Source organism: Corynebacterium nasicanis (genome assembly GCF_042658165.1).
Lineage (GTDB): Bacteria > Actinomycetota > Actinomycetes > Mycobacteriales > Mycobacteriaceae > Corynebacterium > Corynebacterium nasicanis.
Genome location: NZ_JBHSQE010000003.1, coordinates 17606 through 42724 on the forward strand (window position 1 = coordinate 17606; position 25119 = coordinate 42724).

The following is a 25119-nucleotide window of genomic DNA, read 5'->3' on the forward strand; positions in this document are numbered from 1 at the left end:
GCTGAAACATGACTCAGCGTCATGTCGGAATGACGGTGGGCGTCACACTCATCGAAGTTCCTCACGACGGCTGACCCCTAAACCCGGGGCAAGGTCGACAACGAAGTCTGAAAGGTACACAGTGGCTACTGACAACACGGAAAAGGCCGTACTCAACTACCCCGGCGGCGAGTTTGAGATGGACATCATCAAGGCCACCGAGGGCAACGACGGCGTCGTCCTCGGCAAGATGCTGGCAGACACCGGCCTGGTCACCTACGACCCGGGCTACGTCTCCACCGGTTCCTGCGAGTCCGCCATCACCTACATCGACGGTGACAACGGCATCCTGCGCCACCGCGGCTACGACATCGCTGACCTGGCCGAGAACGCCACCTTCAACGAGGTCTCCTACCTCCTCATCAACGGTGAGCTGCCGACCGTCGAGGAGCTGCACAAGTTCAACGACGACATCCGTCACCACACCCTGCTGGACGAGGACTTCAAGTCCCAGTTCAACGTCTTCCCGCGTGACGCGCACCCGATGTCCGTCCTCGCCTCCTCCGTCAACATCCTCTCGACCTACTACCAGAACGAGCTGGACCCGCTGAACGAGGAGCACAACGACAAGGCGACCGTCCGCCTCATGGCGAAGGTCCCGATGCTGGCCGCGTACGCGTACCGCGCATCCAAGGGTGCCCCGTACATGTACCCGGACAACGCCCTCAACGCGCGTGAGAACTTCCTCCGCATGATGTTCGGCTACCCGACCGAGCCCTACGAGGTCGACGAGGTCATGGTCAAGGCCCTGGACAAGCTCCTCATCCTGCACGCCGACCACGAGCAGAACTGCTCCACCTCCACCGTCCGCATGATCGGCTCGGCACAGGCGAACATGTTCGTCTCCATCGCCGGCGGCATCAACGCCCTGTCCGGCCCGCTGCACGGCGGCGCCAACCAGGCCGTCCTCGAGATGCTCGAGGAGATCGACGCCAACGGCGGCGACGCCACCGACTTCATGAACCGCGTGAAGAACAAGGAGAAGGGTGTCCGCCTCATGGGCTTCGGACACCGCGTCTACCGCAACTACGATCCGCGTGCCGCCATCGTCAAGGAGACCGCACACGAGATCCTCGAGCACCTCGGTGGCGACCACCTCCTCGACCTGGCCATGAAGCTGGAGGAGATCGCACTCAACGACGAGTACTTCATCTCCCGCAAGCTGTACCCGAACGTGGACTTCTACACCGGCCTCATCTACCGCGCCATGGGCTTCCCGACGGACTTCTTCACCGTCCTGTTCGCCATCGGCCGCCTGCCGGGCTGGATCGCCCACTACCGCGAGCAGCTCGCGACCTCGACCAAGATCAACCGCCCGCGTCAGATCTACGTCGGCAACACCCTGCGCACCGTCACCCCGCGTGAGGAGCGCTAGGACTTCAACGACAGTCCGAGCGTCATGAAGCCGGGCACAGTGCCACCTCCTTATACTGGTGGCACCGTGCCCGGCTTTATTTACAGCAACCTTCAAGGAGACACACATCATGACCAAGCCCCAGATTGAGGCCCAGACCGGTCCCGCACCGGAGGAGCTCGTCGCCGTCGACCTCGTGGTCGGCGAAGGCGCGGAAGCGCAGCCCGGCGGACTCGTCGAGGTCCATTACGTCGGCGTCGACTTCGAGTCCGGCGAGGAGTTCGACTCCTCCTGGGACCGCGGCCAGTCCATCGAGTTCCCCCTCAACGGCCTCATCGCCGGCTGGCAGGAGGGCATCCCGGGAATGAAGGTCGGCGGCCGTCGCCAGCTGACCATCCCGCCGGAGCTGGCCTACGGGCCGGTCGGTGGCGGACACCCCCTGTCCGGTCGCACGCTGGTCTTCGTCATCGACCTGCTCAGCGTCGGCTGATCGACCCCCGCTGACGACGGCTCCGGCCCCCTCCCGACGAGGAGGGGGCCGGAGCTTTTTGGGTCAGGAGGCCGCCCAGGCGGCGGCGACGGCCTTGCTCACGGCCGGGGCGACGGCGGCGTCGAGAGGCGAGGGGACGATGTGCTCGATGTCGAGGTGTTCCTCGGCCACCTTGGCGATGGCCCGGGAGGCCGCGAGCTTCATCGCGGGGGTGATCTGCGTGGCCCCGGCGGCGAGGGCGCCGTGGAAGATGCCGGGGAAGGCGAGGACGTTGTTGATCTGGTTCGGCAGATCGGAACGTCCCGTCGCGACGACCGCGCCGTAACGGTAGGCCAGGTCGGGGTCGATCTCCGGGTCCGGGTTGGCCAGCGAGAACAGGATCGGGGCCGCGCCCATGACCTGGAGGGCCTCCTCGGGGATGGTGCCCGCGGACAGGCCGATGAAGGTGTCGGCGCCGGTGAAGGCGTCGATGATGCCGCCGCTGACCCCGCGCGGGTTGGTGCGGGCGGCCAGCTCGACCTTGACCGGGTTGAGGTCCTCCCGGTCGGAGTGGATGACGCCGCGGGAGTCGAGCATGATGATGTCGGTGACGCCGGCGTCGGCAAGAATCTTCTGGCACGCCACGCCGGCGGCCCCGGCGCCGGAGATGACGACGCGGAGGTCGGCCATGTCGCGTTCGAGGAGGTGGCAGGCGTTCTGCAGGGCGGCGAGGATGACGACGGCCGTGCCGTGCTGGTCGTCGTGCATGACCGGCATGTCCAGCTCCTCGACGAGCCGGCGTTCGACCTCGAAGCAGCGCGGGGCGGAGATGTCCTCCAGGTTGATGGCGCCGAAGGAGGGGGCGATGGCCTTGATGACGTCGACGAGGCGGTCGGTGTCCGTCTCGTCGAGGACGATCGGGATGGCGTTGAGCCCGGCGAAACGGTCGAAGAGCTGTGCCTTGCCCTCCATGACCGGGAGGGAGGCACGCGGTCCGATGTCGCCGAGGCCGAGCACGGCGGTGCCGTCGGAGATGATCGCCACGGTGTGGCCCACACCCGTGAACCGGTTCGCCAGCTCCGGCTTCTCCGCGATGGCCGTGCACACGCGGGCCACGCCCGGGGTGTAGCAGAGCGAGAGGTCGCGCTGGGTCTTCAGCGGACGGGCGGTGCGGATGGAGAGCTTGCCGCTCTCGTGGGCGGCGAAGATCTCATCGTCGGAGAGGTCGGCGATGTGATGGACGTGGGGATTGCGGACGTCAGTCATGCCTGTGAGTCTATTGCTTGCACGCTGGACAGCCGGGACGGAACACCCGAAGGTGGTGAGGGGCACAATAGGAGCCATGACACAGACGCTTCTCGACGACACCGTCATCCCGCCGATCGGCCTCGGCACGTGGCAGCTGGTGGGGGAGGAGGGCTACCGGGCGGTCCGTACGGCCCTGGCCCTGGGGTACCGGCACCTCGACACCGCCTCCGCCTACGGCAACGAGGAGATAGTCGGACGGGCGGTCCGGGATGCGGTGCGCGCCGGGGAGGTCACCCGGGAGGAGTTGTTCATCACGACGAAGGCCTGGCGGGACGAACAGGGGAGTGCGGAGACCCCGGCGGCGTGCCGCCGTTCGCTGGAGCGTCTGGGCCTGGAGTACGTCGATCTTTACCTCGTGCACTGGCCGCACGCGCGGCTGGGGCGCTACGTTGCTGCTGCAGAAGCCATCGTCGGACTGCGGGAGGAGGGGCTGGTGCGTCACTTCGGGGTGGCGAACTTCCCGGCGGAGGAGCTGAACGAAGTGGTGGAGAAGGTGGGCGTGGTACCGGCCACGAATCAGGTGGAGCTGCACCCGGGCTTCTCCCAGGCTCCCTTGCGGGTGCTGCATGGGAGGCTCGGCGTGCGGAGCGTCGCGTGGTCGCCGCTGGGAAGGGGGCAGCTGCTCGCGCATCCGCTGCTGGTCGGGATCGCGGACGAGGTCGGGGCGACCCCGGCCCAGGTGGCCCTGCGTTGGGCGCTGGACCTGGGGTGCGTGGTCATCCCGCGCTCGGGGCATCCGGAACGGCTGGCGGAGAACCTGGCGGCGGGGGAGGTGTCCCTGTCGGAGCAGCAGATCCTCGCAATCACCGCGCTCGATGCGGCGAAGGGCATGGGGCGCCTGTTCGAGGACCCGCGCTACTTTTGAGAGCAATACGTGACTTTGCCGTAACCTGAGCCTGTGACCTGCGGAAATGTCGGAATAAGTGAATAGTGTGAAGCCTTGCTGGTGACCTGGGCCACTCTTGTGAAGATCGGCCTGTGTGCGAAGTTTCGATTTGCAAAGTTAGCCCCACGACGTGAGTTCCCGTGCGGGGGTGGATGTATGATCAAAGATTGTGCAGGTTGATCGGGGTGCCGGGGGTGATGGCGGGCACATCTTAGGCCAAATGTGCCCGTTCACTTCAATGTTGCAATGTGAGCCAGGTAACTTACATTTGCAGCACAGAGTGTGACAGTTTCCACAGGGTATGAATCCTTGAGGTGGATGTCACCGCAGCTAGACCCCCGGAGGTTCCGGGGTCCGACATGAAAGAGAGAACACAGTGAGCGCGACTCCAGTTGTCCGACCGGATGGCCGGCGCGAGCCGACGTCCGAGGAATTCATCGCGATGCAGGCCAGCCCGCAGTTCCAGGAACTGCGCTCGGTCTTCCGCAACTTCGCCTTCCCGATGTCCGTGGCATTCTTCGTCTGGTTCATCGTCTACCTCCTCACCGCAACCTTTGCGGCGGACTGGATGGCAACCCCGGTCGGTGGTGGCTTCAACTACGGCATCATCTTCGGCCTCCTTCAGTTCTTCACCACGTTCCTGATCACCTGGGTCTACGTGAAGTTCGCCAACAAGAACATTGAGCCGCGCACCGCCGCGATTCGCCAGGAAATGGAGGGTTAGGACAATGGACCTTAACTACCTCGCACAGGAAAACACCGGTAACCCGATCCTCAACATCGCGGTTTTCGTCGTGTTCATCGTCGTCACCATGACCGTGGTCATGCGCGCCGGCAAGTCCACCAAGGAAGCCTCTGACTTCTACACCGGTGGCGCATCCTTCACCGGTACCCAGAACGGCCTCGCCATCGCAGGTGACTACCTCTCGGCAGCCTCCTTCCTGGGAATCGTCGGCTCCATCGCCATCAGCGGCTACGACGGCTTCCTCTACTCCATCGGCTTCTTCGTCGCGTGGCTGGTCGCCCTCCTGCTCGTCGCTGAGCCGCTCCGTAACGTCGGTCGCTTCACCATGGCTGACGTGCTCTCCTTCCGTCTGCGCCAGAAGCCGGTCCGTGTGGCCGCTGCCGTGGCGACCCTCGCGGTCTCCCTCTTCTACCTCATCGCCCAGATGGCCGGCGCCGGCTCCCTCGTCTCCGTCCTCCTGGATCTGCACGGCACCACCGAGCAGGCCATCGTCGTCGCCGTCGTCGGTGTCATCATGACCGCCTACGTCCTCGTCGGCGGAATGAAGGGCACCACCTACGTCCAGATGATCAAGGCCGTCCTCCTCATCGGTGGCGTCGCGATCATGACGATCTGGACCTTCATCGCCGTCAAGGGTGGCTTCTCCACCCTCTTCAACGACGCCATCGCCGCTCACGCCAACTCCGCGCACATCGCCGAGGCCGGCTACGCCGCCGAGGACATCATGAAGCCGGGCCTGAAGTACGGTGGCACCCTGACCAAGCAGCTCGACTTCATCTCCCTGGGTCTGTCCCTGGTCCTGGGTACCGCTGGTCTGCCGCACGTCCTCATGCGCTTCTACACGGTTCCGACCGCCAAGGAAGCACGTAAGTCCGTTACCTGGGCCATCGTCCTCATCGGTTCCTTCTACCTGTTCGCCATGGTGCTCGGCTACGGTGCCGCCGCTCTCGTCGGCCCGGACCGCATCCTCGCCGCCCCGGGTGGCGCCAACGCCGCAGCCCCGCTGCTGGCCCTGGATCTCGGTGGCTCCATCTTCATGGCCCTGATCTCCGCTGTCGCCTTCGCCACGGTTCTCGCCGTCGTCGCCGGCCTCGCCATCACCGCCTCCGCCTCTGTCGCCCACGACGTCTACAACAACGTTCTCCGCGACGGCAAGGCCACCGAGGAGGAGACGGTCCGCATCTCGCGCATCACCGTTATCGTCCTGGGTATCATCTCCATCGTCCTGGGCATCCTGGCCATGTCCCAGAACGTCGCCTTCCTGGTGTCCCTGGCCTTCGCCGTGGCCGCCTCCGCGAACGTCCCGACGATCCTGTTCTCCCTGTACTGGAAGCGCTTCAACACCGCTGGTGCCGTCGCCTCCATGTACACCGGTGTCATCTCGGCCCTGGTCCTGATCTTCTTCTCCCCGGCCGTCTCCGGACTCCCGTCCTCGATGATCTCGGGTGCTGACTGGGCCATCTTCCCGCTCACCAGCCCGGGCCTGGTCTCGATCCCGCTGGCCTTCGCCGCCGGTATCATCGCCACCCTGGCCACCAAGCCGGACAACCTGGATCACCTCCAGGCTGAGATGGAGGTCCGCTCCCTCACCGGCGTCGGCGTCGAGGCTCCGGTCGACCACTAGTCGCCTGATCTCACGCTGAACTCCAGCGCCGCCCCCACGTGCACACGTGGGGGCGGCGCTATTATCTTTAGACGTGTCAACATATTTCTCGCGCGTGCTCGGCGCCGTGGCCGCCACGGCGCTGCTCGCCATTCCGGTGGTCGTCGTCCTCGGTTCCCCTGAGACCCCGCTTATCGACGCCGCGCCTGCCCCGCCCGCGGGCGTCGATAAGCAGGTGACGGTCCGGGGCCCGGAACTCGACGCCTTCGTGGAGAACCCCACGGGCTCCCAGGTGAGCTTCCACCGGATCTCCGCGGACTGCTCGACGGGCACCGCGACGGAGCATTTCGCGCGCCCGGCGCTGAGTCTGATCAAGCTCTACATCGCCGCCTACGTCATCGAGCACGGCACGCTCGCGGAGCAGTACCAGGCGATCTCCATGATCAGCTCCTCCTCCGACAAGGTCGCCGGCGAGCTCTTCCGCACGTACCCCGATTCCATCGACGCGGTGGCCGCGGACTACGGCCTGGTGTCGACGCGGGCGGCAGACCGCTGGGGATTCTCCGTCACCTCGACCTACGACGCGGTGCGCTTCATCGTGAAGCTCCGCGAGGAAGACCCCCTGCATCCGATCCTCGTGGCCATGGCGGAGGCGACCCCCGTCGCCGCCGACGGCTACGGACAGGATTTCGGGACCTCGGTGCTCGAGGGGGTGATCGGCACCAAGTGGGGTTGGTCGGACAAGCGCGACCTGCACTCCTCGGTGTCGTTCGCCGAGGACTATGTGGTGGCCGCTGCCGTGACCGGCACGGCGCAGGATCTCACCGACCTCGTCGAGTTCCAGCTCAGCGACGAGGTGGCGGAGGGGCGCTGCTGAGCCTTAGAGGCTGGAGGCCCGGCGCGCGGCGTCAATGATCTGGTTGACCTGGTCCTGCGCCTGGGCGGGCGGGGCGGAGGGGGCGGGAGCCGGGGCGGGGCGGCCCGGGGTCCACTGGCCCCAGTCGGTGGCGTAGACGTTGTTGATGTCCACGGTGACGCCGTCGATCTTCCGCTGCTGGTTCTGCGGCAGCTGGTGGATCGTGGTGCGGGGGTGGATCTTCCCGCCGGAGCCCCAGTCGTGCATCCAGAAGAAGGTGCCGATACCGTCCGCGATCGCCCAGTCGATGACGTTGAAGTTGCCGTACACGCCCGTCTGGTAGCCCGCGAGCCGCAGCGCGGCCTGGAAGGCCTGCAGGTAGGGGCGGATCTGGTTGTCGTACTGGGCGCGGGTGGGGTTGTCGTCGATGGCGATGTAGATCGGCCGGCCGGTGGGGCCGCCCGCCGCCGCATGGATGGCGATGGCCTGCGGGGCGTGGACGGCGGCGCCGGCGGCACCCCGCAGCCAGTCGGCGGTCTCGGCGCGGCCGAACTGGTAGACGGAGGCCGTCTGCAGGCCGTGCTGGGCCAGGGAGGCGGTCTCCGCGGCGGTGACCGGCTTGCCGATCATCCAGTTCTCCGTCCCCGGGCGGCGCTGCGACACGTAGCGCACCGCACCCAGGTGGCCCGCAGCCTTGATGGAGGCGGCCGAGGGGACTCCGGCCGCGTAATCGATGACGGTGCCCAGGATGCGCCCCTGGGCGCCCGCCTGGGGGGCGGTGAGCGCGGTGGCGCCGAGGGTGCCGGCGGCGAGGGTGAGCGCGGTGGCCCGGAGGAAACCGCGGCGGTTCAACGTGGACATGAGGACTCCCGGGATTGTCACAATGCTAACAATCGTCACAATAGCAACAGGGAGGGGCGAGAGCCATGCTGTCCAGGGAAACCATGGGGAACTCGGAGGTGGCTCTCCAGAAATGATCGCCGCGATTCGACCCCCGATACCGGCGAACGTGACTGGACAAGTGGCGCCCCAGAGAGGAATCGAACCTCCGACACCGGCTTTAGGAGAGCCGTGCTCTATCCACTGAGCTACTGGGGCAGGGGGCGGAAATGTCATCCACGCCATAGGTGAGGGTACCGCACGTGGGGGACGTGTCGGAAACCGGCGCGGGGCCAACTATCCTGGGAGGGAACAGACTAATCCAGTGAGAAAGGACCACACCGTGGCCCAGAACCAGCCGACCTTCATCGACGTTCAGCGCCGTGACATCGTCGCCGAGATCGTGACCAAGGATGGCGTCCCGGTGCTGTCCATCGACAAGCAGGTCCCCGGGGGATCGTCCAAGCGTCTGCTGCTGCTCAACAAGGTCGACGCGAAGCAGCTGGCCGGGGTTCTCGAGCACTACCTCAAGCAGGTCTACTCTCTCGAGCTGGCCGGACTCAACGCCTCGCTGTCGCCCGAAGACATGGTCGCGCTCTTCGGTGAGGAAGACGAGGACTAGGAGCTCAGCTCCTCCAGCTTGCGGCGCACCGCGGAGGCCTCCGGGTTGGTGGCGTGCGTGCCGTCGGAGTAACGGACGGTGGGCACGACGCGGTTGCCGTCGTTGACGGACTCGACCCAGGCGGCGGCCTCGGCGTCGAGTTCGACGTCGATGAGCTCGTAGGGCGTCTCGGTGCGGTCGAGGCGCTTTGTCAGATTGATGCAGTACGGGCACCACGTGGTGGCGTAGATGGTGACGTGGTTCTCGGACATTCAGGCCGCCTTCTTTCTTTCGTAGCGCAGGAAACGGTAGCGCAGGGGGAGATCGCTGGGCTCGGGGCCCAGGGTGAGGCGTCCATTATCGGACACCTGCCACCCGGAGTCGGACACCAGCCCCATGTCGGCGGGGATCTCCGGGGCGTAGACGGCGCGCTCGCGGAGGGCGTCGCCCAGCTGCACGCCGATGAGGGTGACCACCAGGACGTCGCAGTCGTCGATGGTCGCGGAGTAGACCTGGCCGCCGCCCATGATCCAGGCGAGGGGGGCGTCGATAAGCGGGAGCTCGTCGACGACGCGGCCGCCGGCCGACCACTCGCCGGGCTCCCGGGTGGAGAGGATGAGGTTCTCGCGGCCGGGCAGCGGGCGGAAGCGCTCCGGCAGGCTGAGCCAGGTCCGGCGCCCCATGATGACGGGGTGGCCGTCGGTGACCTCGCGGAAGTGCGCGAGATCCTCCGGCACGTGCCAGGGCATGCCCGCGCCGTCGCCGATGATGCCGTCGAGGGACTGCGCCCAGATCGCGCCGAGGACGGCCATCAGACCGAGACCCGGGCCCGAATCACCGGGTGCGGGTCGTAGCCGTGGACGATGACGTCGTCGAAGGTGTAGCTGAACATGTCCGCCGCCGGGCGCAGCTCCAGCTGCGGGTAGGGGCGCGCCTGCCGGGAGAGCTGCTCGCGCACCTGCGGGAGGTGGTCGTTGTAGATGTGGCAGTCCCCGCCCGTCCAGATGAGCTCGCCGACCTCCAGCCCCGCCTGCTGCGCGAACATGTGCGTGAGCAGGGCGTAGGAGGCGATGTTGAAGGGCACGCCGAGGAACATGTCGGCGGAGCGCTGGTAGACCTGCATGGACAGGCGGCCGTCGACGACGTAGAGCTGGAAGAGCAGATGGCAGGGCAGTAGCGCCATGTCGTCGAGCTCCGCGACGTTCCACGCCGAGACGAGGTTGCGGCGCGAATCCGGGTTCTCCTGCAGGGTGCGCAGGGCGCCGGCGATCTGGTCGACGTGCGCCCCGTCGGGGGTGGGCCAGGAACGCCACTGCACGCCGTAGACGGGGCCGAGCTCGCCGTCCGCGTCCGCCCACTCGTTCCAGATGCGGATGTTGTTGTCCTGCAGCCACCGCACGTTGGAGTCACCGCGCAGGAACCACAGCAGCTCCCCGACGACCGAGTGGAGGTGGACCTTCTTCGTGGTCAGCAGCGGGAAGGAATCAGCCAGGTTGTAGCGCAACTGCCGGCCGAACACGCTGAGGGTGCCCGTGCCGGTGCGGTCCCCCTTCGGGGAGCCCTGCTCGAGAATCTCGGCGAGGAGGTCCTCGTAGGGGGTGGGGATGGAGTCGGTCATGCCGACCACCTTAGTAGTGGCCGTGCTCCGCGTGGAAGGCGGCGGCCATGGACAGGATCTCCGAGGCCAGCTCGGGGCGGCAGATGAGGATGTCCGGCAGGTAGGTGTCCTTGTTGTTGTACGTCAACGCGGTGCCGTCGAGGCGCGAGCAGTGCAGGCCCGCGGCCCGGGCCACACCCACGGGCGCGGCGGAATCCCACTCGTACTGGCCGCCGGCGTGGATGTAGGCGTCGTAGTCGCCGAGCAGGACGTGCATGGCCTTGGCGCCGGCGGAACCGATGGCCGCGGTCTCGAACCCGAGCTCGCGCGCGATGTGGAGGGCCACCTCCGGCGGGCGGTTGTGGGAGACGGCGATCTTCTTGGCGTAGGGGCCGCTGACCATGCGGGACTCGGCGGAGCTGAAGACCACACCCAGGTCCGGCAGGCCGACGGCCGCGTGGGTCGGCAGGCCGTCCTCGACGAGGGCGATGTGCACCGCCCAGTCCTGGCGCCCGGTGGCGAACTCCTTGGTGCCGTCGAGCGGATCGATGATCCACACGCGGTTCTTCTCCAGCCGCTCCGGGTTGTCGGCCATCTCCTCGGAGAGGAAGCCGTCCTCCGGGCGGTGCTGCTCCAGGACGCGGGCGATCCAGTTCTGGGCCAGGTCGTCCCCGGCGTCACCGAGATTGCGGCCGCGCAGGGCGCCGACGTTGCGGACACCCTTGAGAATCTCGCCCGTCCCCTGTGCGAGAAGGTGGGTGAGGCGGGCGTCATCAAGGTGAACAGTCATGAACCCGACTTTACCGCGCGGGTTAGAGTTGGGCATGACCAGAAGCATCCTCGAGAGGTTCCGCCCGCAGGTGGCCACCTGGTTCGAGGAGGTCTTCGCCGCCCCCACCCCCGTGCAGGAGGCCGCGTGGTCGGCGATCTCCGCAGGCGACCATGCCCTGGTGGTCGCCCCGACGGGCTCCGGCAAGACCCTCGCCGCCTTCCTCTGGGCACTGAACAACCTGGTGGAACGCGAGGGGCAGCTGGCTCTGCCGGTGGGGGAGAAGGGGGCGTCGAGAAGCGACGGGGGAGTGAAGGTCCTCTACATCTCCCCGCTCAAGGCGCTGGGCGTCGACGTGGAGAACAACCTGCGGGCCCCACTCAACGGCATCGCCCGCGTGGCGCAGCGCCTCGGCCTGGATGTGCCCGACATCACCGTCGGCGTGCGCTCCGGCGACACCCCGCCGGCCGAGCGGGCGCGGCAGCTGCGGCGCCCGCCGGACATCCTCATCACGACGCCCGAATCGGCCTACCTCATGCTCACCTCCAAGGCGGCGGGCGTGCTGGCGGGTGTGGAGACGGTCATCGTCGACGAGATCCACGCGCTCGCCGGCACTAAGCGCGGGGTGCACCTGGCGCTCACCCTGGAGCGGCTGGCCCGGATCACCGGCGGCTTCCAGCGCATCGGCCTCTCGGCGACGGTGCGGCCCCTGTCGACCGTGGCCCACTTCCTCGGCGGCGACCGGCCCGTGGAGATCATCGCCCCGCCCGCGGTGAAGGAGTGGGAGCTGCAGGTGCACGTCGGCGTGGAGGACATGTCCGACCTGCCGGTCCCGGAAGCGGGGTCGACGATCGGGGAGGCCACCATCGACGACCAGCTCGGGCTCAGCGGGGAATCGGCGCTGCCGCAGCAGAAGTCGATCTGGCCGTACATCGAGAAGGACGTCTACGCGCAGGTGATGGAGCACCGTTCGACGCTGGTGTTCGTCAACTCCCGCCGGACGGCGGAGCGACTCACCAGCCGACTCAACGAGATCTACGCCGCGGAACACGATCCCGAGGCGCTCTCACCGCCGACGCGCCGCCCGCCCGCCCAGATCATGGCCTCCGCCGACGTGGCCGGTGCCGCGCCGCCGCTCATCGCCCGCGCCCACCACGGCTCCGTGTCGAAGGACGAGCGCGCGCTCACCGAGCAGATGCTCAAGGAGGGCTCCCTGCGCGCGGTGGTGGCCACCAGCTCCCTGGAGTTGGGCATCGACATGGGTGCCGTCGACCTCGTCGTGCAGGTGGAGTCGCCGCCCTCGGTGGCCTCCGGGCTGCAGCGGGTGGGGCGCGCCGGGCACTCCGTCGGCGCGGTGAGCCACGGCTCCTTCTACCCCAAACACCGCGCTGACCTGGTCCAGGCGGCGGTGACCGTGGCGCGGATGCGCGCCGGGCTCATCGAGGAACTCCACGTCCCCGCCAACCCCCTCGACGTGCTGGCCCAGCAGACGGTCGCCGCCGTCGCGGTGGAGGACCTCGACGTGGAGGAGTGGTACCACACCGTGTGCCGGGCCTGGCCCTACCGCGAGCTGGCCCGGGATGTCTTCGACGCGGTCATCGACCTCGTCTCGGGCGTCTACCCCTCGACGGATTTCGCGGAACTGCGCCCACGGGTGGTCTTCGACCGGGTGTCCGGGCGGCTGACGGCCCGGCCCGGCGCGCAGCGGGTGGCGGTCACCTCGGGCGGCACCATCCCCGACCGCGGCATGTTCGGCGTCTTCCTCCTCGGCGGGGAGGGGGCGCCGCGCCGGGTGGGCGAACTCGACGAGGAGATGGTCTACGAGTCCCGCGTGGGCGACGTGTTCACCCTCGGCGCCTCCAGCTGGCGCATCGAGGACATCACCCGCGACCAGGTGCTGGTCAGCCCCGCGCCCGGCCACACCGGCCGCCTGCCCTTCTGGACCGGCGACGCCGCCGGCCGGCCCTACGAGCTGGGCCGCGCCCTCGGAGCTTATCGACGCGCCGTCCACGCCGACCCCACCATCGTCCATGACCTCGACGCGCACGCGCGCGGCAACCTCAGCGCCTTCCTCGCCGAACAGGAGGAGGCCACCGGGGTGGTGCCCGACGAGCAGACCCTGGTCCTCGAGCGCTTCCGGGACGAGCTGGGGGACTGGCGCGTCGTGCTGCACACCCCCTTCGGCCGCGGCGTCAACGCGGCGTGGGCCCTGGCGGTGGGGGCCCGGATCGCCGAACGCACCGGCATGGACGCCCAGGCCGTCGCCGGCGACGACGGCATCGTCCTGCGCCTGCCCGAGGGGGAGGCCGACCCGGACGCCTCCCTCTTTCTTTTCGACGCCGACGACATCGGCGACCTCGTCACCGAACAGGTCGGCGGGTCGGCGCTGTTCGCCTCCCGCTTCCGCGAGTGCGCGGCGCGGGCCCTGCTGCTGCCGCGCCGCCACCCCGGCAAGCGGGCCCCGCTGTGGCAACAGCGGCAGCGCGCGGCGCAGCTGCTCGACGTGGCACGGAAGTACCCCAGCTTTCCCATCATCCTGGAGACCGTCCGCGAATGCCTCCAGGACGTCTACGATCTGCCGGCGCTTACCGAGGTGTGCCGCGACCTGGCGCTGCGGCGGGTACGCATCTCCGAGGTCACCACCGAACAGCCCAGCCCCTTCGCCTCCTCGCTGCTGTTCAACTACACCGGGGCCTTCATGTACGAGGGCGATTCGCCCCTGGCGGAGAAGCGCGCGGCGGCGCTGGCGCTGGACCCCTCGCTGCTGGCCAAGCTGCTGGGCACCGTCGAGCTGCGGGAACTGCTCGATCCCGAGATCATCGCCGACGTCCACGCCTCGCTGCGCCGGCCGCCCCGCACCCCGGAGGAACTCGCCGATGCATTGCGACGCCTCGGCCCCCTCCCGCTCTCCGAGGTCGACGTCGCCTGGGAGCCCCTCGGCGACCGCGTCATGGTGGTGCGCATCGGCGGGCGGGAACACCTCGCCCAGACCCTCGACGCCCCCCTGCTCCGCGACGGCCTGGGTATCCCCGTCCCGCCCGGGGTGCCCGCCCAGGTGGAGACCATCATCGACGCCCTCGAGCAGCTCGTCTCCCGGTGGGTGCGCACCCGCGGCCCCTTCGTCCTGCGCGACCTGGCGGACGCCTTCGGGCTCGCCGTCAGCGCCGCCCACAACGCCCTCCAACCGCTGCTTAGCGACGCCCGCCTCGTCGACGGCCACTTCCGCCAGGGCATCGACGAGCAGGAGTACTGCGCCGCCGAGGTGCTCACCGTCATCCGGCGGCGCTCCCTCGCGGCGGCGCGCGCCGCCACCCGCCCCGTCATCGGCGCCACCTACGCGCGCTTCCTCATCGACTGGCACCAGATCGGCGGACCCCTGCGCGGGGCCGACGGGGTCTTCGCCGCCCTCGAACAGCTCGCCGGGGTGCGGCTGCCGGCCAGCGCCTGGGAATCGGTGGTGCTGCCCGCGCGCGTGCGCGACTACGATCCGCTCCTGCTCGACGAGCTCACCGCCAACGGGGAGATCCTCATCGTCGGGGCCGGGACCGCCGCCGCGCGCGACCCCTGGATCATGCTCCTGCCCGCCGACCTCGCCGCCGACCTCGTCCCCGACGTCGAGCCCGCGGGGCTGACCTTCATCCAGGAACAGGTCATGGAGATCCTGCGCCGGGGCGGCGGGTTCCTCTTCGCTGACCTGCAGCGCGCGCTGTCGGAGATGGTCACCGCCGCCGAACTGCGCGAAGCACTGTGGGGGCTGGTCGACGCGGGCCTCGTCAGCCCCGACGGCTTCGCCCCCATCCGCGCGCGCCTGGCCACCACCGGCGGCACCACCGCCCACCGCGCCCGGCGTCGCCCCAACCGCTCCCGCCTGCGCTCCGGCCCGCCCCTCGACATGGGCGGGCGCTGGGCGCTGAGCGTCCCACCCAGCCGGGACGCCACCACCCGCTCCGTCATCCAGGGCGAGACCTGGCTCGACCGCTACGGCGTGGTCACCCGCGGCAGCGTGGTCACCGAGGACGTCCTCGGCGGCTTCGCCCTCGCCTACAAGGTGCTCAGCGGCTTCGAGGAATCCGGCAAGGCGATGCGCGGCTACTTCATCGAGGGCCTGGGGGCGGCGCAGTTCTCCACCCCCGGGGTCATCGACCGGCTCCGCGGCCTCGACGGCGACGGGCTGCCCCCCGACCTGCACGACCCCGAACTCCACGTCCTGGCCGCCGCCGACCCCGCTAACCCTTATGGCGCGGCTCTGCCCTGGCCCGAGAGCGGCCCCTCCCGCGCCGCCGGAGCGCTTGTCGTGCTGGCCGACGGCGTCCTCCTCGCCCACCTCACCCGCGGGGGCCGGACCCTCACCGTGTTCGACATCGAGCACCTCCCGCTGGTGGTGAGGGCGCTGGGTGGGCGCGACCTCACCGTCGAAAAGCTCAACGGCGTGCCCGTCTTCGATTCGCCGTACCTGGGGGCGTTGCGGGAGGCGGGGGCGTCGATAAGCCCGCGCGGCGCGCGCCTCGGCGGGAGGGCCGCCCCGCCGCGCACCCCCGTGCGGGGGCGGCGGGTCACCGAGCTTCTCGACGACTGACCCCACCGTCCACTGCGGTGGGCGAAACTACAGCCGTGTCAGCCGCATAACTCGGGCATTATTGCTTTCCGGGGGGAATAAAGCCACGGGGCCCGGCCGGAGTCGACAGGGACACGAGACCAGGTCAGGGTCCCGTGGCGGTAGCGTGAAGGAGTGCCCGAAGGTGACTCCGTCCTCCAACTCTCCCGCCGCCTGCAGTTCATGACCGGCCGCGAGGTCCTCCACACCTCCCTGCGCGTCCCGTCGGTGGCGCTGCACACCTTCGACGGGGACACCGTCGAGCGCGTCTGGCCCTACGGCAAGCACCTGTTCATGCAGATCGGGGAGCGGATCCTGCACACCCACCTCAAGATGGAGGGCACCTGGGCGGTCCACCGCCTCGGGCAGCGCTGGCGGAAACCCGGCCACACCGCGCGCGTCGTCCTCCACCTCGCCGACCCCCACCCCATCGAGGTGGTCGGCCACTCCCTGGGATTCGTCCGCGTCCATGGCGTCGACGACTATCACGCGCAGATCGCCCACCTCGGCCCCGACGTCCTCGGCGACTGGGACCCGGCGGAGGCGCAGCGGCGCATCGAGGCCGACCCGGGCGCCTCGATCGGCGAGGCCCTGCTCGAGCAACGCCACCTCGCCGGCGTGGGCAACGAATACCGCGCCGAAATCTGCTTCCTCGCCGGCGTCCACCCCGCGCGCCCCGTCCACGAGGTCGACGTGCGCCAGATCCTCGACATCACCCGCCGCGTCATGTGGGCCAACCGCGATTCCCCCGTGCGGGTGACCACCGGCGTCCGCCGCGCCGGGGAGACCACCTACGTCTTCGGCCGCCACGGCCGGCCCTGCCGCCGCTGCGGCACCCCCATTCAGCGCGCCTGGCTGGGCGAACGCATCATCTGGTGGTGCCCCGCATGTCAGCCTTCCGCCGCTGATTACGTCGCCGTGCCCGTCGTGCCAACAGGCCGAACACCACGAGCAGGCCGATACCGACGATGACATAGACCACCGTCGAATACTCCCCGACATATTTCTCCACCAGGTGATAATTGTCGCCCAGAACCACCCCGGCATAGATGAGCACCGAATTCCACAGTGCCGAACCGGCCAGCGTCATCAGACCAAAAGAGACCGGGCTCATGCGGTCCACACCCGCCGGGATGGAGATGAGCGAACGGATACCCGGGATGAGCCGCCCGAAGAACACCGACCACTTCCCGTAACGGTCGAACCACGCCAACGCCTTATCGACGTCCTCCGGCTCCACCAGCCACATCCAGTCCGCGATCTGCCGCAGCCGCGGCGCCCCGATACCCGCCCCCAACCCGTAGAGCAGGAACGCGCCGGCCACTGAACCAATCGTCGCCCACACCAGGGCCGCCCACACGTTGAGATCGCCCTGGGAGGCCGTGAAGCCCGCCAGCGGCAGGACCACCTCCGAGGGGATCGGGGGAAAGAGATTCTCCAGTAGGATGGCCAGGCCGACGCCGGGCGCACCCAGCAGTTCCATGAGGCGGACGACCCAGTCGACGATCGCAGTGAGCATGGGGAGGACGTTACTCCTACTCCAGCTCCTTCATCCTCCGCGTGGCCCGCTTGAGGCGCTCTTTCCTCTCCTCTTCCTCCACTTTCTTCAGCTCCTCATAGGCTTTCTCATCCGCGCCGGAGAAGCCGTGGATGGCGCGGGGGATCATGACCGCCGCGCCCATCACCGGCCAGACCACCCACGCCCAGCTGATGTTGAAGACGAACATGAGGATGAAGAACAGGGCGAGGGTGACACTGCCGATCGCGGCGTCCCATTTCTCCACCTGCACACCCCGGGACCGCACCTCCCGGAGTTCGACCTCGGCGTCCTGCTTCTCGACGAGCGCCTTCCCCTCCGACAGCGCCTCACCCACCTGCCCCGGCAGGTCGGCGAACAACGGCTGCAGGTCACCGCGGGTCTTCGCCTCGGAGATGGCCAGCGAACGCGCGTCGAACTCCTCGTCGTCGAGGCGGCCTTCGGTGAAATGCGAGGCCAGCGTCGACATGGCGTTCAGGCGCTCGAGGTCGGAGAGCCGCAGGTTATCGTCCATGCCCGCCATGATAACGCCGGTGCGCGGTAGATTCGGGGTTGTGAAACTCCTGCTCAACATCATCTGGTTCATCACCGGCGGTTTCCTGCTGGCCGCCGGCTACCTCTTCTTCGGCATCCTGGCCTGCCTGCTCGTGGTCACCATCCCGGCGGGTGTCGCCTCCTTCCGTATGGCCAACTACGCCCTCGCCCCCTTCGGGCGTTCGGTCGTCCAGCCGCGGGGCGGGGTGGGCAGCATGTCGACGGTGGGCAACGTCATCTGGTTCGTCGTCGCCGGCCTGTGGCTGGCCATCGGCCACGTGACCACCGCCGCCGCGCAGGCTGTCACCATCATCGGTCTCCCGCTGGCGTGGGCGAACATCAAGATGATCCCGGTGACGTGCTTCCCCTTCGGCAAGCAGATCGTCGCCTCCGACAAGATTCCCTTCGGCTACGAGCCCATGGTCACCCTGTAGGCAGGCCGAAGCCCCGCCTTAAGCGTTGATGAGCGCCAGGGCGGAGAGCTGCCGGATGGGGTGGATGTTGGTGCGGGGTGGCCCGCCGTCGGGCGGCAGGTGCACGACGCCGCCGGGGTGGCGTTCGAGTCGGCCGTGCCGGGGCGGGGCGTGGGGGTTGTCGTCGTTGCGCGCGTTGTGCACCCGGCAGGCCATCGACAGGTTCGCCTGGTTGGTTTCCCCGCCCTCCGCCCAGGCGATGAGGTGGTGGGCCTGGCACTGGGTGGCGGGGGTCGTGCACTCGGGTGCCGGGCAGAGGATCGTCTCGGCGGCCAGGAGCATGCGCTGTTTCCAGTTGGCGCAGCGCTCGTCGCGGTAGAGGTTGATCCCGCCCGTCACCGGAGAATAAAGCCCCACCAGTCCGTGGGTGGACATCTCCTGCTCCACGAGCTCCTGGCCGGTGATGGTGGTGCCGTCGGTGAGGGCGAAGATCGTCTCGTCCCCCTCCTGGCGCAGCACTGCGGCGTAATCGGGCAGGGCCATGACCACGTGCGGGATCATCGGCGGCGGGCTGCCGTCCGGGGAGCCGGACACCAGGTGCCGGTAGGCGGCGTCGCCCATGGCCTGCTCGTAGGTGAGGGCCTTGTCTGCCGCCCGCTCCTGCTCCGCGGTGGGCAGCAGGGTGGCGATGATCTCCGCGATCTGCCGCTCCGGCAAGGTGAGGGTGAGTGTCCGCATGCCGAGGCCGTCGGTGTTCTTGCCGCCGCGCAGCGCCCGCTTTCCGTAGGCCTTGGCCGCCGCGTCCTGCACGCTGCGGTTGTGGTCGCGTACCCGGGCGGCGGCGGCGCGGTCGATGTCGGCCACCGTGCCCCGCAGCCCGCACAGCTCGACGCGGAGTTCCTCCACGGTGACGGCACCGCCGCTCAGCAGGGTCCGCAGGTGCTTCTCGATCACCGCCACCGCATCCAGCGACAACTCCGCCCCCGCCGCGCGGGCGGCGGCCTGCAGCTTCCGCTGCCGGGTCGAGCCGAAGTAGATGGCGGAGAGCTTCTGCCACAGCCGCCCGTCGCGGACGCCGAGGCGGTCGAGATCAGCGCGCGTGACGGCGCCGGAGGAGATCTCCCCCAGTACCGTCATGGCCCGCAGGGCCTCCAGCGCAGCGATCGTCGTCATGCCCCGGAGAGTAGGCGGAAACGAGGCGGGCGTCGATAAGCGTCTCGCCAGCCTGTGGACAACGACCACCTATCCACAGAAACGGCCCTTCCGGTCGCTCGACCGGTTGACAAACCCTAGCCGATACGCCAGGTGTGCACGGGCGCGTCGGTGGCCTGATTCGCCAGGTAGCGGCGCAGCATCTCGGCCAGGGCGGCGCGGCGCTCGGGGGAATCGGGCGTGGAGCCGGCCGGGGTGAGGGACTTGAGGGTGCGCAGCTGCCACATCGCCCCGTTCTGGCGGGTGCGTGCGCGCTCGCCGATGATGCCGAGGTAGTGGGCGACGAGGTCCTCGTCGACGTCGAGGGCGCGCAGCCCCTCGCGCGCCTGCTCGAGGAGGTGGTCGGTGACGAGGGTGGCGACGTCGATACGCCCGAGGGTCGGCCAGTCGAGGCGGGCGAACATGCCGGCCCGCGCGCCGTAGAAGAAGTTCTGCTCGGCGGCCTCGAAGGTGAGGCGCGACCACACGGGGCGGGTCTCCGAGGAGAGGTACTTCACCAGGCCGTAATAGAAGGCGGCGTCGGCGACGATGTCGGTGACGGTCGGCCCGGCGGGCAGGATGCGGTTCTCGACGCGGATGTGCGCCCGCTGCTTGCCGGGGGCGTAGATCGGGCGGTTCCAGCGCCACACCGTGCCGTTGTGCAGGTTGAGGTGGTGGAGGGTGGGGGACTGGCCCTCGATGATGGGTTCCCCACCGTCGCCGCGGTCCTCGGGCAGCAGCGGCGAGAAGTAGCGGACGTTCTCCTCGAAGAGGTCGAAGACGGAGGTGATCCACCGCTCGCCGAACCACACGCGGGGGCGCACGCCCTGCGCCACCAGCTCCGGGGTGCGGGTGTCGATGGCCTGCTGGAACACCGGGATCCGCGACTCGTGCCACAGCTTGCGGCCGAGGAAGAGCGGGGAGTTCGCGGCCAGCGCCACCTGCACGGACGACATGGCCTGCGCCGCGTTCCACGCGTGGGTGAAGCGCCCCGGGGGGACCTGCAGGTGCAGCTGCATGGAGGTGCAGGTGGACTCGGGGGCGATGTCGTCGAAGTCCTTGCGGCACTCCTCCTCGTTCGACAGATCGATGTGGACCAGCTCGCCGCGGCTCTGCATGATGGCGTTGTTGAGGCCGCGGTAGCGGTTCTCCGGGACCATCCACGAGGGATCGGCGAGGAACTCGGGAGTGACGGTGGGCAGGGTGCCGATCATCGCCACCTGCGCCCCCACCTGGGAGGCCGCCTCGCGGACTTTGGCCAGCCGGGAGCTGATGCCGGCGTGCAGCTGCGCCAGGCCGTCGCCCTCGACGGACAACGGCGGATGGTTCATCTCGACGTTGTACATGCCGATCTCGGACTGGTACTCCTCGTCCAGCAGTGCGAGGACCTCCGGCGCCTTACGCGCCGGCTGCATGTCCTCGTCGACGAGGTTGAGTTCGAGCTCCAGGCCGATGGTGCCCCGGTTGCCGAACTCCGCCTTCTGCAGATGCCGGTCGAAGACCTCGAGGTCGTTGTTCAACTGCTGGCGGTAGCGCGTGCGCTGATGCGGGGTGTAGGTGTCTGTCGAAACTGCGTCGCCCATGACAAGCACCTTAGCCCCCGGAGGGGCCCGAAAGGTGGCTTATGGTGGAGCGATTCCCGCGGGAACTAGCGGTGCGAGCGGTACCAGCGCACGAGCTCGTCGGTGGAGGAGTCGCCGGAGTCGACGTCCTCCGCGCCGGAGACCGCGGCCGCCAGCTGGGTGGCCTGCTGCTTGCCCAGCTCCACACCCCACTGGTCGAAGGAGTTGATGTCCCAGATGACGCCCTGCACGAAGGTGATGTGCTCGTAGAGCGCGATGAGCGCGCCGAGCACGGCGGGGGTGAGCTCCTCGGCGAGGATCGTCGTGGACGGGCGGTTGCCCGGCATGACCTTGTGGGTGACCAGGTCGTCGGCGACGCCCTCGGCGGAGATCTCCTCGGCCGTCTTGCCGAAGGCCAGGACCTTCGACTGCGCGAAGAGGTTGCCCATGAGCAGATCGTGCATCGAGCCCTCGCCGCTGGCGGTGGGAAGGTCCTGCTTCGGGCGGGCGAAGCCGATGAAATCGGCCGGCACGACGCGGGTGCCCTGGTGCATGAGCTGGTAGAAGGCGTGCTGGCCGTTGGTGCCGGGCTCGCCCCAGTAGATCTCCCCGGTGAAGTAGGTGACGTCGGAGCCGTCGTGACGGACGGACTTGCCGTTGGACTCCATGGTCAGCTGCTGCAGGTAGGCCGCGAAGCGGGCGAGATCCTGCGAGTAGGGGAGCACGGCGTGGGTCTCGAAGCCGTAGAAGTTGACGTACCAGACACCGAGCAGGGCCATGAGGACGGGGACGTTCTTCTCGAAGGGGGTGGCGCGGAAGTGCTCGTCCATCGCCCGGAAGCCCTCGAGGAAGCGCATGAAGTCGAGCGGGCCGATGACGGCCATGAGCGACAGTCCGATGGCGGAGTCGACGGAGTAACGCCCGCCCACCCAGTCCCAGAAGCCGAACATGTTGGCCGTGTCGATGCCGAACTCGGCGACCTTCTCCGCGTTCGTGGAGACCGCCACGAAATGCTTCGCGACGGCCGACTCGTCCCCGTCGAACGCCTCCAGCAGCCAGCGCTTCGCGGCGTGGGCGTTGGCGAGGGTCTCCTGGGTGGTGAAGGTCTTGGAGGCGATGATGAACAGGGTCGATTCCGGGTCGAGCTCATCGAGGGTGGCGGACATGTCGGCCGGGTCGACGTTGGAGACGAACTCGGCGGTGATGCCGGCGGTGGCATACGCGCGCAGCGCCTGGGCGGCCATGGCCGGGCCGAGGTCGGAGCCGCCGATACCGATGTTGACCACCTTCTTGATGGTGCGGCCGGTGTGCCCGAGCCAGGTGCCGGCCCGGAGGGAGGAGGCGAAGTCGCGCATGCGGCCGAGCACCTCGTGGACGTCCGCGGCGACGTCCTGACCGTCGACCTCGAGGTCCTCTTCCACCGGCAGGCGCAGGGCGGTGTGGAGGACGGCGCGGTCCTCGGTGTTGTTGATGTGCGCGCCGTTGAACATCGCCTCGATGGCGTCGGTGAGCTGCGCCTCCTTGGCGAGGGCGACGAGGGCGTCGAGGACGGCGTCGTCAAGCAGGTTCTTCGACAGGTCGACGTGGAGTCCCGCGGCGTCGAAGGTGAACTTCTCCGCCCGCTGCGGATCCTGGGCGAACAGCTCCCGCAGGGTCTGATCCTGGGTGCGTTCGAACTCGGACTCCAGGTTCTGCCATTCAGCGGAGGTGGTGATGTCGGCCATGTCGGGGGCTCCTTAGTGCGGGGAAACTGGCAACACCTCCGAATGTAGTGAACTCAGCCCACTTCCGCCGGAGAAGCAGGCACAATGGGCGCCATGAGCATCGTCAAGATCAACGCCATCTCCGTGCCCGCAGGCGCCGGCCCGCAGCTCGAGGAGCGCTTCGCCGCCCGCAAGAACGCCGTCGACCAGTCGCCCGGTTTCGAGGGCTTCCAGCTCCTGCGCCCCGTCGTCGGCGAGGACCGCTACTTCGTGGTCACCCGCTGGGCGGACGAGGAGTCCTACGTCGCCTGGCGCGACGGGGAGGCCCGCGCCGCCCACGGCGGGGAGCAGCGCAAGCCGGTCGCCACCGGGGCCTCGCTGCTCGAATTCGAGGTCGTGCTCGACTCCACGGAGCAGTAGTGGACCTGCACGACCTGCTCGGCACCGCCCCGCGCGGCCTCTTTCTCGACGGCGCCTTCGTCGATGCCTCGGATGCCGGCACCTTCGAGGTGATCAACCCCTCCGACGGCCGCGTGCTCACGGAGGTCGCCTCCGCTACCTCGGCGGATGTGGCCCGCGCGCTCGATCTCGCCTGCGCGGCGCAGCCGTCGTGGGCGGCGACCCCCGCCCGGGAGCGTTCCGAGATCCTGCGCCGCGCCTTCGAGCTCATCATGTCCCACGAGGAGGAGTTGACCTACCTCCAGTCCGCCGAGTTGGGCCGGGCGCTGCCCGATTCCCGCGCCGAGGTGTCCTACGGCGCCGAGTTCTTCCGCTGGTTCGCCGAAGAAGCGGTGCGCGTGCGGGGCGACTACCGCCACAGCCCGGCCGGCAACGCCCGCCTCATCGTCCACCATCAACCGGTCGGGCCGTGTCTGGCCATCACGCCGTGGAACTTCCCGCTGGCCATGGGGGCTCGCAAGATCGCCCCGGCCCTGGCGGCGGGGTGCACGATGATCGTCAAACCGGCCTCGAAGACGCCGCTGACCATGCTGTATCTGGCGCAGCTCCTGCAGGAGGCCGGGTTGCCGGACGGGGTGCTCGCCGTCCTGCCGACCTCCTCGTCCGCGCGGGTCTCCGCGCTTCTCGACGACCCCCGCCTGCGCAAACTCACCTTCACCGGCTCCACCGAGGTCGGCCAGATGCTCGCTGCGAAGGCAGCCGGGCGTTCCCTGCGCGTCTCCCTCGAGCTCGGCGGTAACGCCCCCTACATCGTGTGCGAGGACGCGGACCTCGACGTCGCCGCCGAGGCCGTCGCCGTGGCGAAGATGCGCGGCGCCGGGCAGGTGTGCATCGCCGCCAACCGCTTCCTCGTCCACTCGGCGGTGCAGGAGGAGTTCGTCGCGAAGGCCGTGCAGGTCATGGAGGGTTTCCGCCTCGGCCGCGGCACCGACGAAGGCGTCACCTACGGCCCGCTCTCCGGCGCCGATCAGCTGGAGACGGTCACCTCGCTTGTCGACGACGCCCTCTCCCGCGGCGCGTCCCGCCCCCTGGGCGGTGCACTGCCGTCCGGGCTCCCCGCGGGAGGCTTCTACTTTCCGACGACCGTGCTCACCGACATCCCCGCCAGCGCCGAGATCCTCTCGACCGAGATCTTCGGCCCCGTCCTGGCGGTGAGCACCTTCGACACCGACGACGAGGCCATCGCCAAGGCGAACAACACCCCCTTCGGCCTCGCCGCCTACCTGTTCAGCGAAAATCTCGACCGCGCCCTGGGCCTGGCCGAGCGCATCGAGGCCGGCATGGTCGCCGTGAACAAGGGGGCGCTGTCCGACCCGGCGGCCCCCTTCGGCGGCGTCAAGGAATCCGGCATCGGCCGTGAAGGTGGCTTCGAGGGCATCCACGAGTACCTCGAGCCGAAGTTCATCTCGCTGCCGTTGTAGGTTTCCGCCAGCGCAGCAGATAGCGGTAGTAAAGGCCGCGCCGGAGGCGCGCGCCGGGGAGGATCGTGCGCGCGGTGGCCCGGATCTCGGCGATACTCTCGCGGGCCGCGGCCACCGGCACGCCGATGTCGCGGGCCTCACGGTGCAGCCAGGATCCGAGGCGGACGGGCAGGACCTGCACCGCCGAGACGAGCCAGTCGAACACACTGCGATTGGCGGACAGCCCGACGACCAGCAGCTCACCGCCGGGGATGAGCAGCTCCCGGGCCCGGGACAGGGCGGCGCCGAGATCCATGTGGTGGAGGCTGGCGACGAAGATGATGATGTCGTAGGGCGCTGAGGGGGTGTGCTCCTCGAGGGTCTGCTTCTCGACGCGCGCGTGAGGAAGATGGGCGAGACGGGCCGCGGCCGCGCGGGCGGTCGCGGGGTCGGGCTCGAGGCCGACGATGGTGCCGGCCAGCGGGGCGAGCCGTGCCAGGAGAAGACCGTCACCGCACCCGACATCGAGCACGCGGGACCGAGGCCGCTCGGCGACGATGGACAGGATCCACGGGTGATAGGCGGTGTTGTGATTCCAGTAGTGCTCCACGGGCACCTCC

The 25119-nt window shown here is 68.8% G+C and carries 23 protein-coding genes, 1 tRNA gene and 1 pseudogene; 12 read left to right on the forward strand and 13 right to left on the reverse strand.

All coding sequences use genetic code 11. The annotated features are described in order from the left end of the window. Nucleotides 1-121 precede the first annotated feature (121 nt). Both ACFPUZ_RS04630 and fkpA read left to right on the forward strand, forming a co-directional pair. The gene (locus ACFPUZ_RS04630) at nt 122-1414 is read left to right on the forward strand and encodes a citrate synthase (RefSeq protein ID WP_377000365.1); all 1293 of its coding nucleotides are present in this window, start codon (nt 122-124) and stop codon (nt 1412-1414) included. A gap of 109 nt (nt 1415-1523) precedes the next feature. Then, nucleotides 1524-1883: an FKBP-type peptidyl-prolyl cis-trans isomerase FkpA gene (gene fkpA, locus ACFPUZ_RS04635; protein ID WP_377000367.1), complete on the forward strand. Its 360-nt coding sequence runs from the start codon at nt 1524-1526 to the stop codon at nt 1881-1883. Between the two features lie 63 nt (nt 1884-1946). Here fkpA and ACFPUZ_RS04640 read toward each other — a convergent pair whose 3' ends face one another. Further along, nucleotides 1947-3128 (reverse strand): NAD(P)-dependent malic enzyme, encoded by a 1182-nt coding sequence (locus ACFPUZ_RS04640; RefSeq protein WP_377000369.1) that lies wholly within the window; start codon nt 3126-3128, stop codon nt 1947-1949. A gap of 76 nt (nt 3129-3204) precedes the next feature. Here ACFPUZ_RS04640 and ACFPUZ_RS04645 point away from each other — a divergent pair, with 76 nt between their 5' ends. The 4 genes from ACFPUZ_RS04645 (at nt 3205) to ACFPUZ_RS04660 (ending at nt 7281) form a co-directional block, all read left to right on the forward strand. Beyond that, entirely contained in the window at nt 3205-4035 is an 831-nt protein-coding gene (locus ACFPUZ_RS04645; protein WP_377000371.1) for an aldo/keto reductase, read from the forward strand. Nucleotides 4036-4498: 463 nt separating this feature from the next. Further along, nucleotides 4499-4780, forward strand: coding sequence for a DUF485 domain-containing protein (locus tag ACFPUZ_RS04650; RefSeq protein ID WP_377000943.1), 282 nt, complete (start codon nt 4499-4501; stop codon nt 4778-4780). Nucleotides 4781-4784: 4 nt separating this feature from the next. Continuing rightward, nucleotides 4785-6425, forward strand: a complete 1641-nt coding sequence (locus ACFPUZ_RS04655; RefSeq protein WP_377000373.1) for a solute symporter family protein — start codon at nt 4785-4787, stop codon at nt 6423-6425. Nucleotides 6426-6498: 73 nt separating this feature from the next. Further along, a complete protein-coding gene (locus tag ACFPUZ_RS04660) occupies nt 6499-7281 on the forward strand; it encodes a hypothetical protein (protein ID WP_377000375.1) in 783 nt (260 codons plus the stop codon). 3 nt (nt 7282-7284) lie between these two features. On the opposite strand, the gene ACFPUZ_RS04665 is transcribed toward ACFPUZ_RS04660, so the two are convergent. Together ACFPUZ_RS04665 and ACFPUZ_RS04670 are read right to left on the reverse strand one after the other, a co-directional pair. After that, the gene (locus ACFPUZ_RS04665; protein WP_377000377.1) at nt 7285-8121 is read right to left on the reverse strand and encodes a DUF1906 domain-containing protein; all 837 of its coding nucleotides are present in this window, start codon (nt 8119-8121) and stop codon (nt 7285-7287) included. A 161-nt stretch (nt 8122-8282) separates the two neighbouring features. Continuing rightward, a tRNA-Arg gene (locus tag ACFPUZ_RS04670) sits at nt 8283-8358 on the reverse strand. 106 nt (nt 8359-8464) lie between these two features. Here ACFPUZ_RS04670 and ACFPUZ_RS04675 point away from each other — a divergent pair. Beyond that, the gene (locus tag ACFPUZ_RS04675) at nt 8465-8761 is read left to right on the forward strand and encodes a cg0963 family protein (RefSeq protein ID WP_377000379.1); all 297 of its coding nucleotides are present in this window, start codon (nt 8465-8467) and stop codon (nt 8759-8761) included. Here ACFPUZ_RS04675 and ACFPUZ_RS04680 read toward each other — a convergent pair. Genes ACFPUZ_RS04680 through ACFPUZ_RS04695 form a run of 4 tightly spaced genes read right to left on the reverse strand, consistent with a single transcriptional unit; the run spans nt 8758 to nt 11127 of the window. Further along, complete coding sequence (locus ACFPUZ_RS04680) at nt 8758-9012, reverse strand: mycoredoxin (RefSeq protein ID WP_377000381.1); 255 nt, start codon at nt 9010-9012, stop codon at nt 8758-8760. The genes ACFPUZ_RS04675 and ACFPUZ_RS04680 overlap by 4 nt on opposite strands. Then, nucleotides 9013-9552 (reverse strand): dihydrofolate reductase, encoded by a 540-nt coding sequence (locus tag ACFPUZ_RS04685; protein ID WP_377000383.1) that lies wholly within the window; start codon nt 9550-9552, stop codon nt 9013-9015. It abuts the gene before it with no gap. Continuing rightward, a complete protein-coding gene (locus ACFPUZ_RS04690) occupies nt 9552-10358 on the reverse strand; it encodes a thymidylate synthase (protein WP_377000385.1) in 807 nt (268 codons plus the stop codon). Before ACFPUZ_RS04690 ends, ACFPUZ_RS04685 begins: the two co-directional genes overlap by 1 nt. Before the next feature lie 10 nt (nt 10359-10368). Then, on the reverse strand, nt 10369-11127 hold the full coding sequence (locus ACFPUZ_RS04695) for a 3'(2'),5'-bisphosphate nucleotidase CysQ (protein ID WP_377000387.1): 759 nt from the start codon (nt 11125-11127) through the stop codon (nt 10369-10371). Between the two features lie 34 nt (nt 11128-11161). Here ACFPUZ_RS04695 and ACFPUZ_RS04700 point away from each other — a divergent pair, with 34 nt between their 5' ends. Together ACFPUZ_RS04700 and ACFPUZ_RS04705 are read left to right on the forward strand one after the other, a co-directional pair. Then, nucleotides 11162-15682: an ATP-dependent helicase gene (locus ACFPUZ_RS04700; protein ID WP_377000389.1), complete on the forward strand. Its 4521-nt coding sequence runs from the start codon at nt 11162-11164 to the stop codon at nt 15680-15682. 153 nt (nt 15683-15835) lie between these two features. After that, nucleotides 15836-16597 (forward strand): annotated as a pseudogene (locus ACFPUZ_RS04705) (DNA-formamidopyrimidine glycosylase family protein); the annotation flags it as partial. Here ACFPUZ_RS04705 and ACFPUZ_RS04710 read toward each other — a convergent pair. Together ACFPUZ_RS04710 and ACFPUZ_RS04715 are read right to left on the reverse strand one after the other, a co-directional pair. Further along, nucleotides 16569-17219, reverse strand: coding sequence for a DedA family protein (locus ACFPUZ_RS04710; RefSeq protein WP_377000391.1), 651 nt, complete (start codon nt 17217-17219; stop codon nt 16569-16571). The pseudogene ACFPUZ_RS04705 and the gene ACFPUZ_RS04710 sit on opposite strands and share 29 nt — an antisense overlap. A 16-nt stretch (nt 17220-17235) precedes the next feature. Then, nucleotides 17236-17751: a DUF1707 SHOCT-like domain-containing protein gene (locus ACFPUZ_RS04715; protein ID WP_377000393.1), complete on the reverse strand. Its 516-nt coding sequence runs from the start codon at nt 17749-17751 to the stop codon at nt 17236-17238. Nucleotides 17752-17791: 40 nt separating this feature from the next. Here ACFPUZ_RS04715 and ACFPUZ_RS04720 point away from each other — a divergent pair, with 40 nt between their 5' ends. Continuing rightward, nucleotides 17792-18205 carry a YccF domain-containing protein gene (locus ACFPUZ_RS04720; RefSeq protein ID WP_377000395.1) on the forward strand — a complete coding sequence of 138 codons (414 nt, stop codon included), beginning with the start codon at nt 17792-17794 and terminating at the stop codon, nt 18203-18205. 18 nt (nt 18206-18223) lie between these two features. Here the strand turns inward: ACFPUZ_RS04720 and ACFPUZ_RS04725 are convergent, their stop codons facing one another. From ACFPUZ_RS04725 to pgi, 3 genes are all read right to left on the reverse strand, one after another. Continuing rightward, nucleotides 18224-19357, reverse strand: a complete 1134-nt coding sequence (locus ACFPUZ_RS04725) for an HNH endonuclease signature motif containing protein (RefSeq protein ID WP_377000397.1) — start codon at nt 19355-19357, stop codon at nt 18224-18226. A gap of 116 nt (nt 19358-19473) precedes the next feature. Further along, the gene (locus tag ACFPUZ_RS04730; RefSeq protein ID WP_377000399.1) at nt 19474-20958 is read right to left on the reverse strand and encodes a glutamate-cysteine ligase family protein; all 1485 of its coding nucleotides are present in this window, start codon (nt 20956-20958) and stop codon (nt 19474-19476) included. A 65-nt stretch (nt 20959-21023) separates the two neighbouring features. Continuing rightward, nucleotides 21024-22661: a glucose-6-phosphate isomerase gene (gene pgi / locus ACFPUZ_RS04735; RefSeq protein ID WP_377000401.1), complete on the reverse strand. Its 1638-nt coding sequence runs from the start codon at nt 22659-22661 to the stop codon at nt 21024-21026. Nucleotides 22662-22754: 93 nt separating this feature from the next. On the opposite strand from pgi, the gene ACFPUZ_RS04740 reads away from it, so the two are divergent. Further along, a complete protein-coding gene (locus tag ACFPUZ_RS04740) occupies nt 22755-23060 on the forward strand; it encodes an antibiotic biosynthesis monooxygenase family protein (RefSeq protein WP_377000402.1) in 306 nt (101 codons plus the stop codon). Then, on the forward strand, nt 23060-24520 hold the full coding sequence (locus tag ACFPUZ_RS04745; protein ID WP_377000404.1) for an NAD-dependent succinate-semialdehyde dehydrogenase: 1461 nt from the start codon (nt 23060-23062) through the stop codon (nt 24518-24520). The genes ACFPUZ_RS04740 and ACFPUZ_RS04745 overlap by 1 nt, the downstream gene beginning before the upstream one ends. On the opposite strand, the gene ACFPUZ_RS04750 is transcribed toward ACFPUZ_RS04745, so the two are convergent. Continuing rightward, nucleotides 24501-25115, reverse strand: a complete 615-nt coding sequence (locus ACFPUZ_RS04750) for a class I SAM-dependent methyltransferase (protein WP_377000406.1) — start codon at nt 25113-25115, stop codon at nt 24501-24503. The two genes, ACFPUZ_RS04745 and ACFPUZ_RS04750, sit on opposite strands and share 20 nt — an antisense overlap. Nucleotides 25116-25119: the final 4 nt, after the last annotated feature.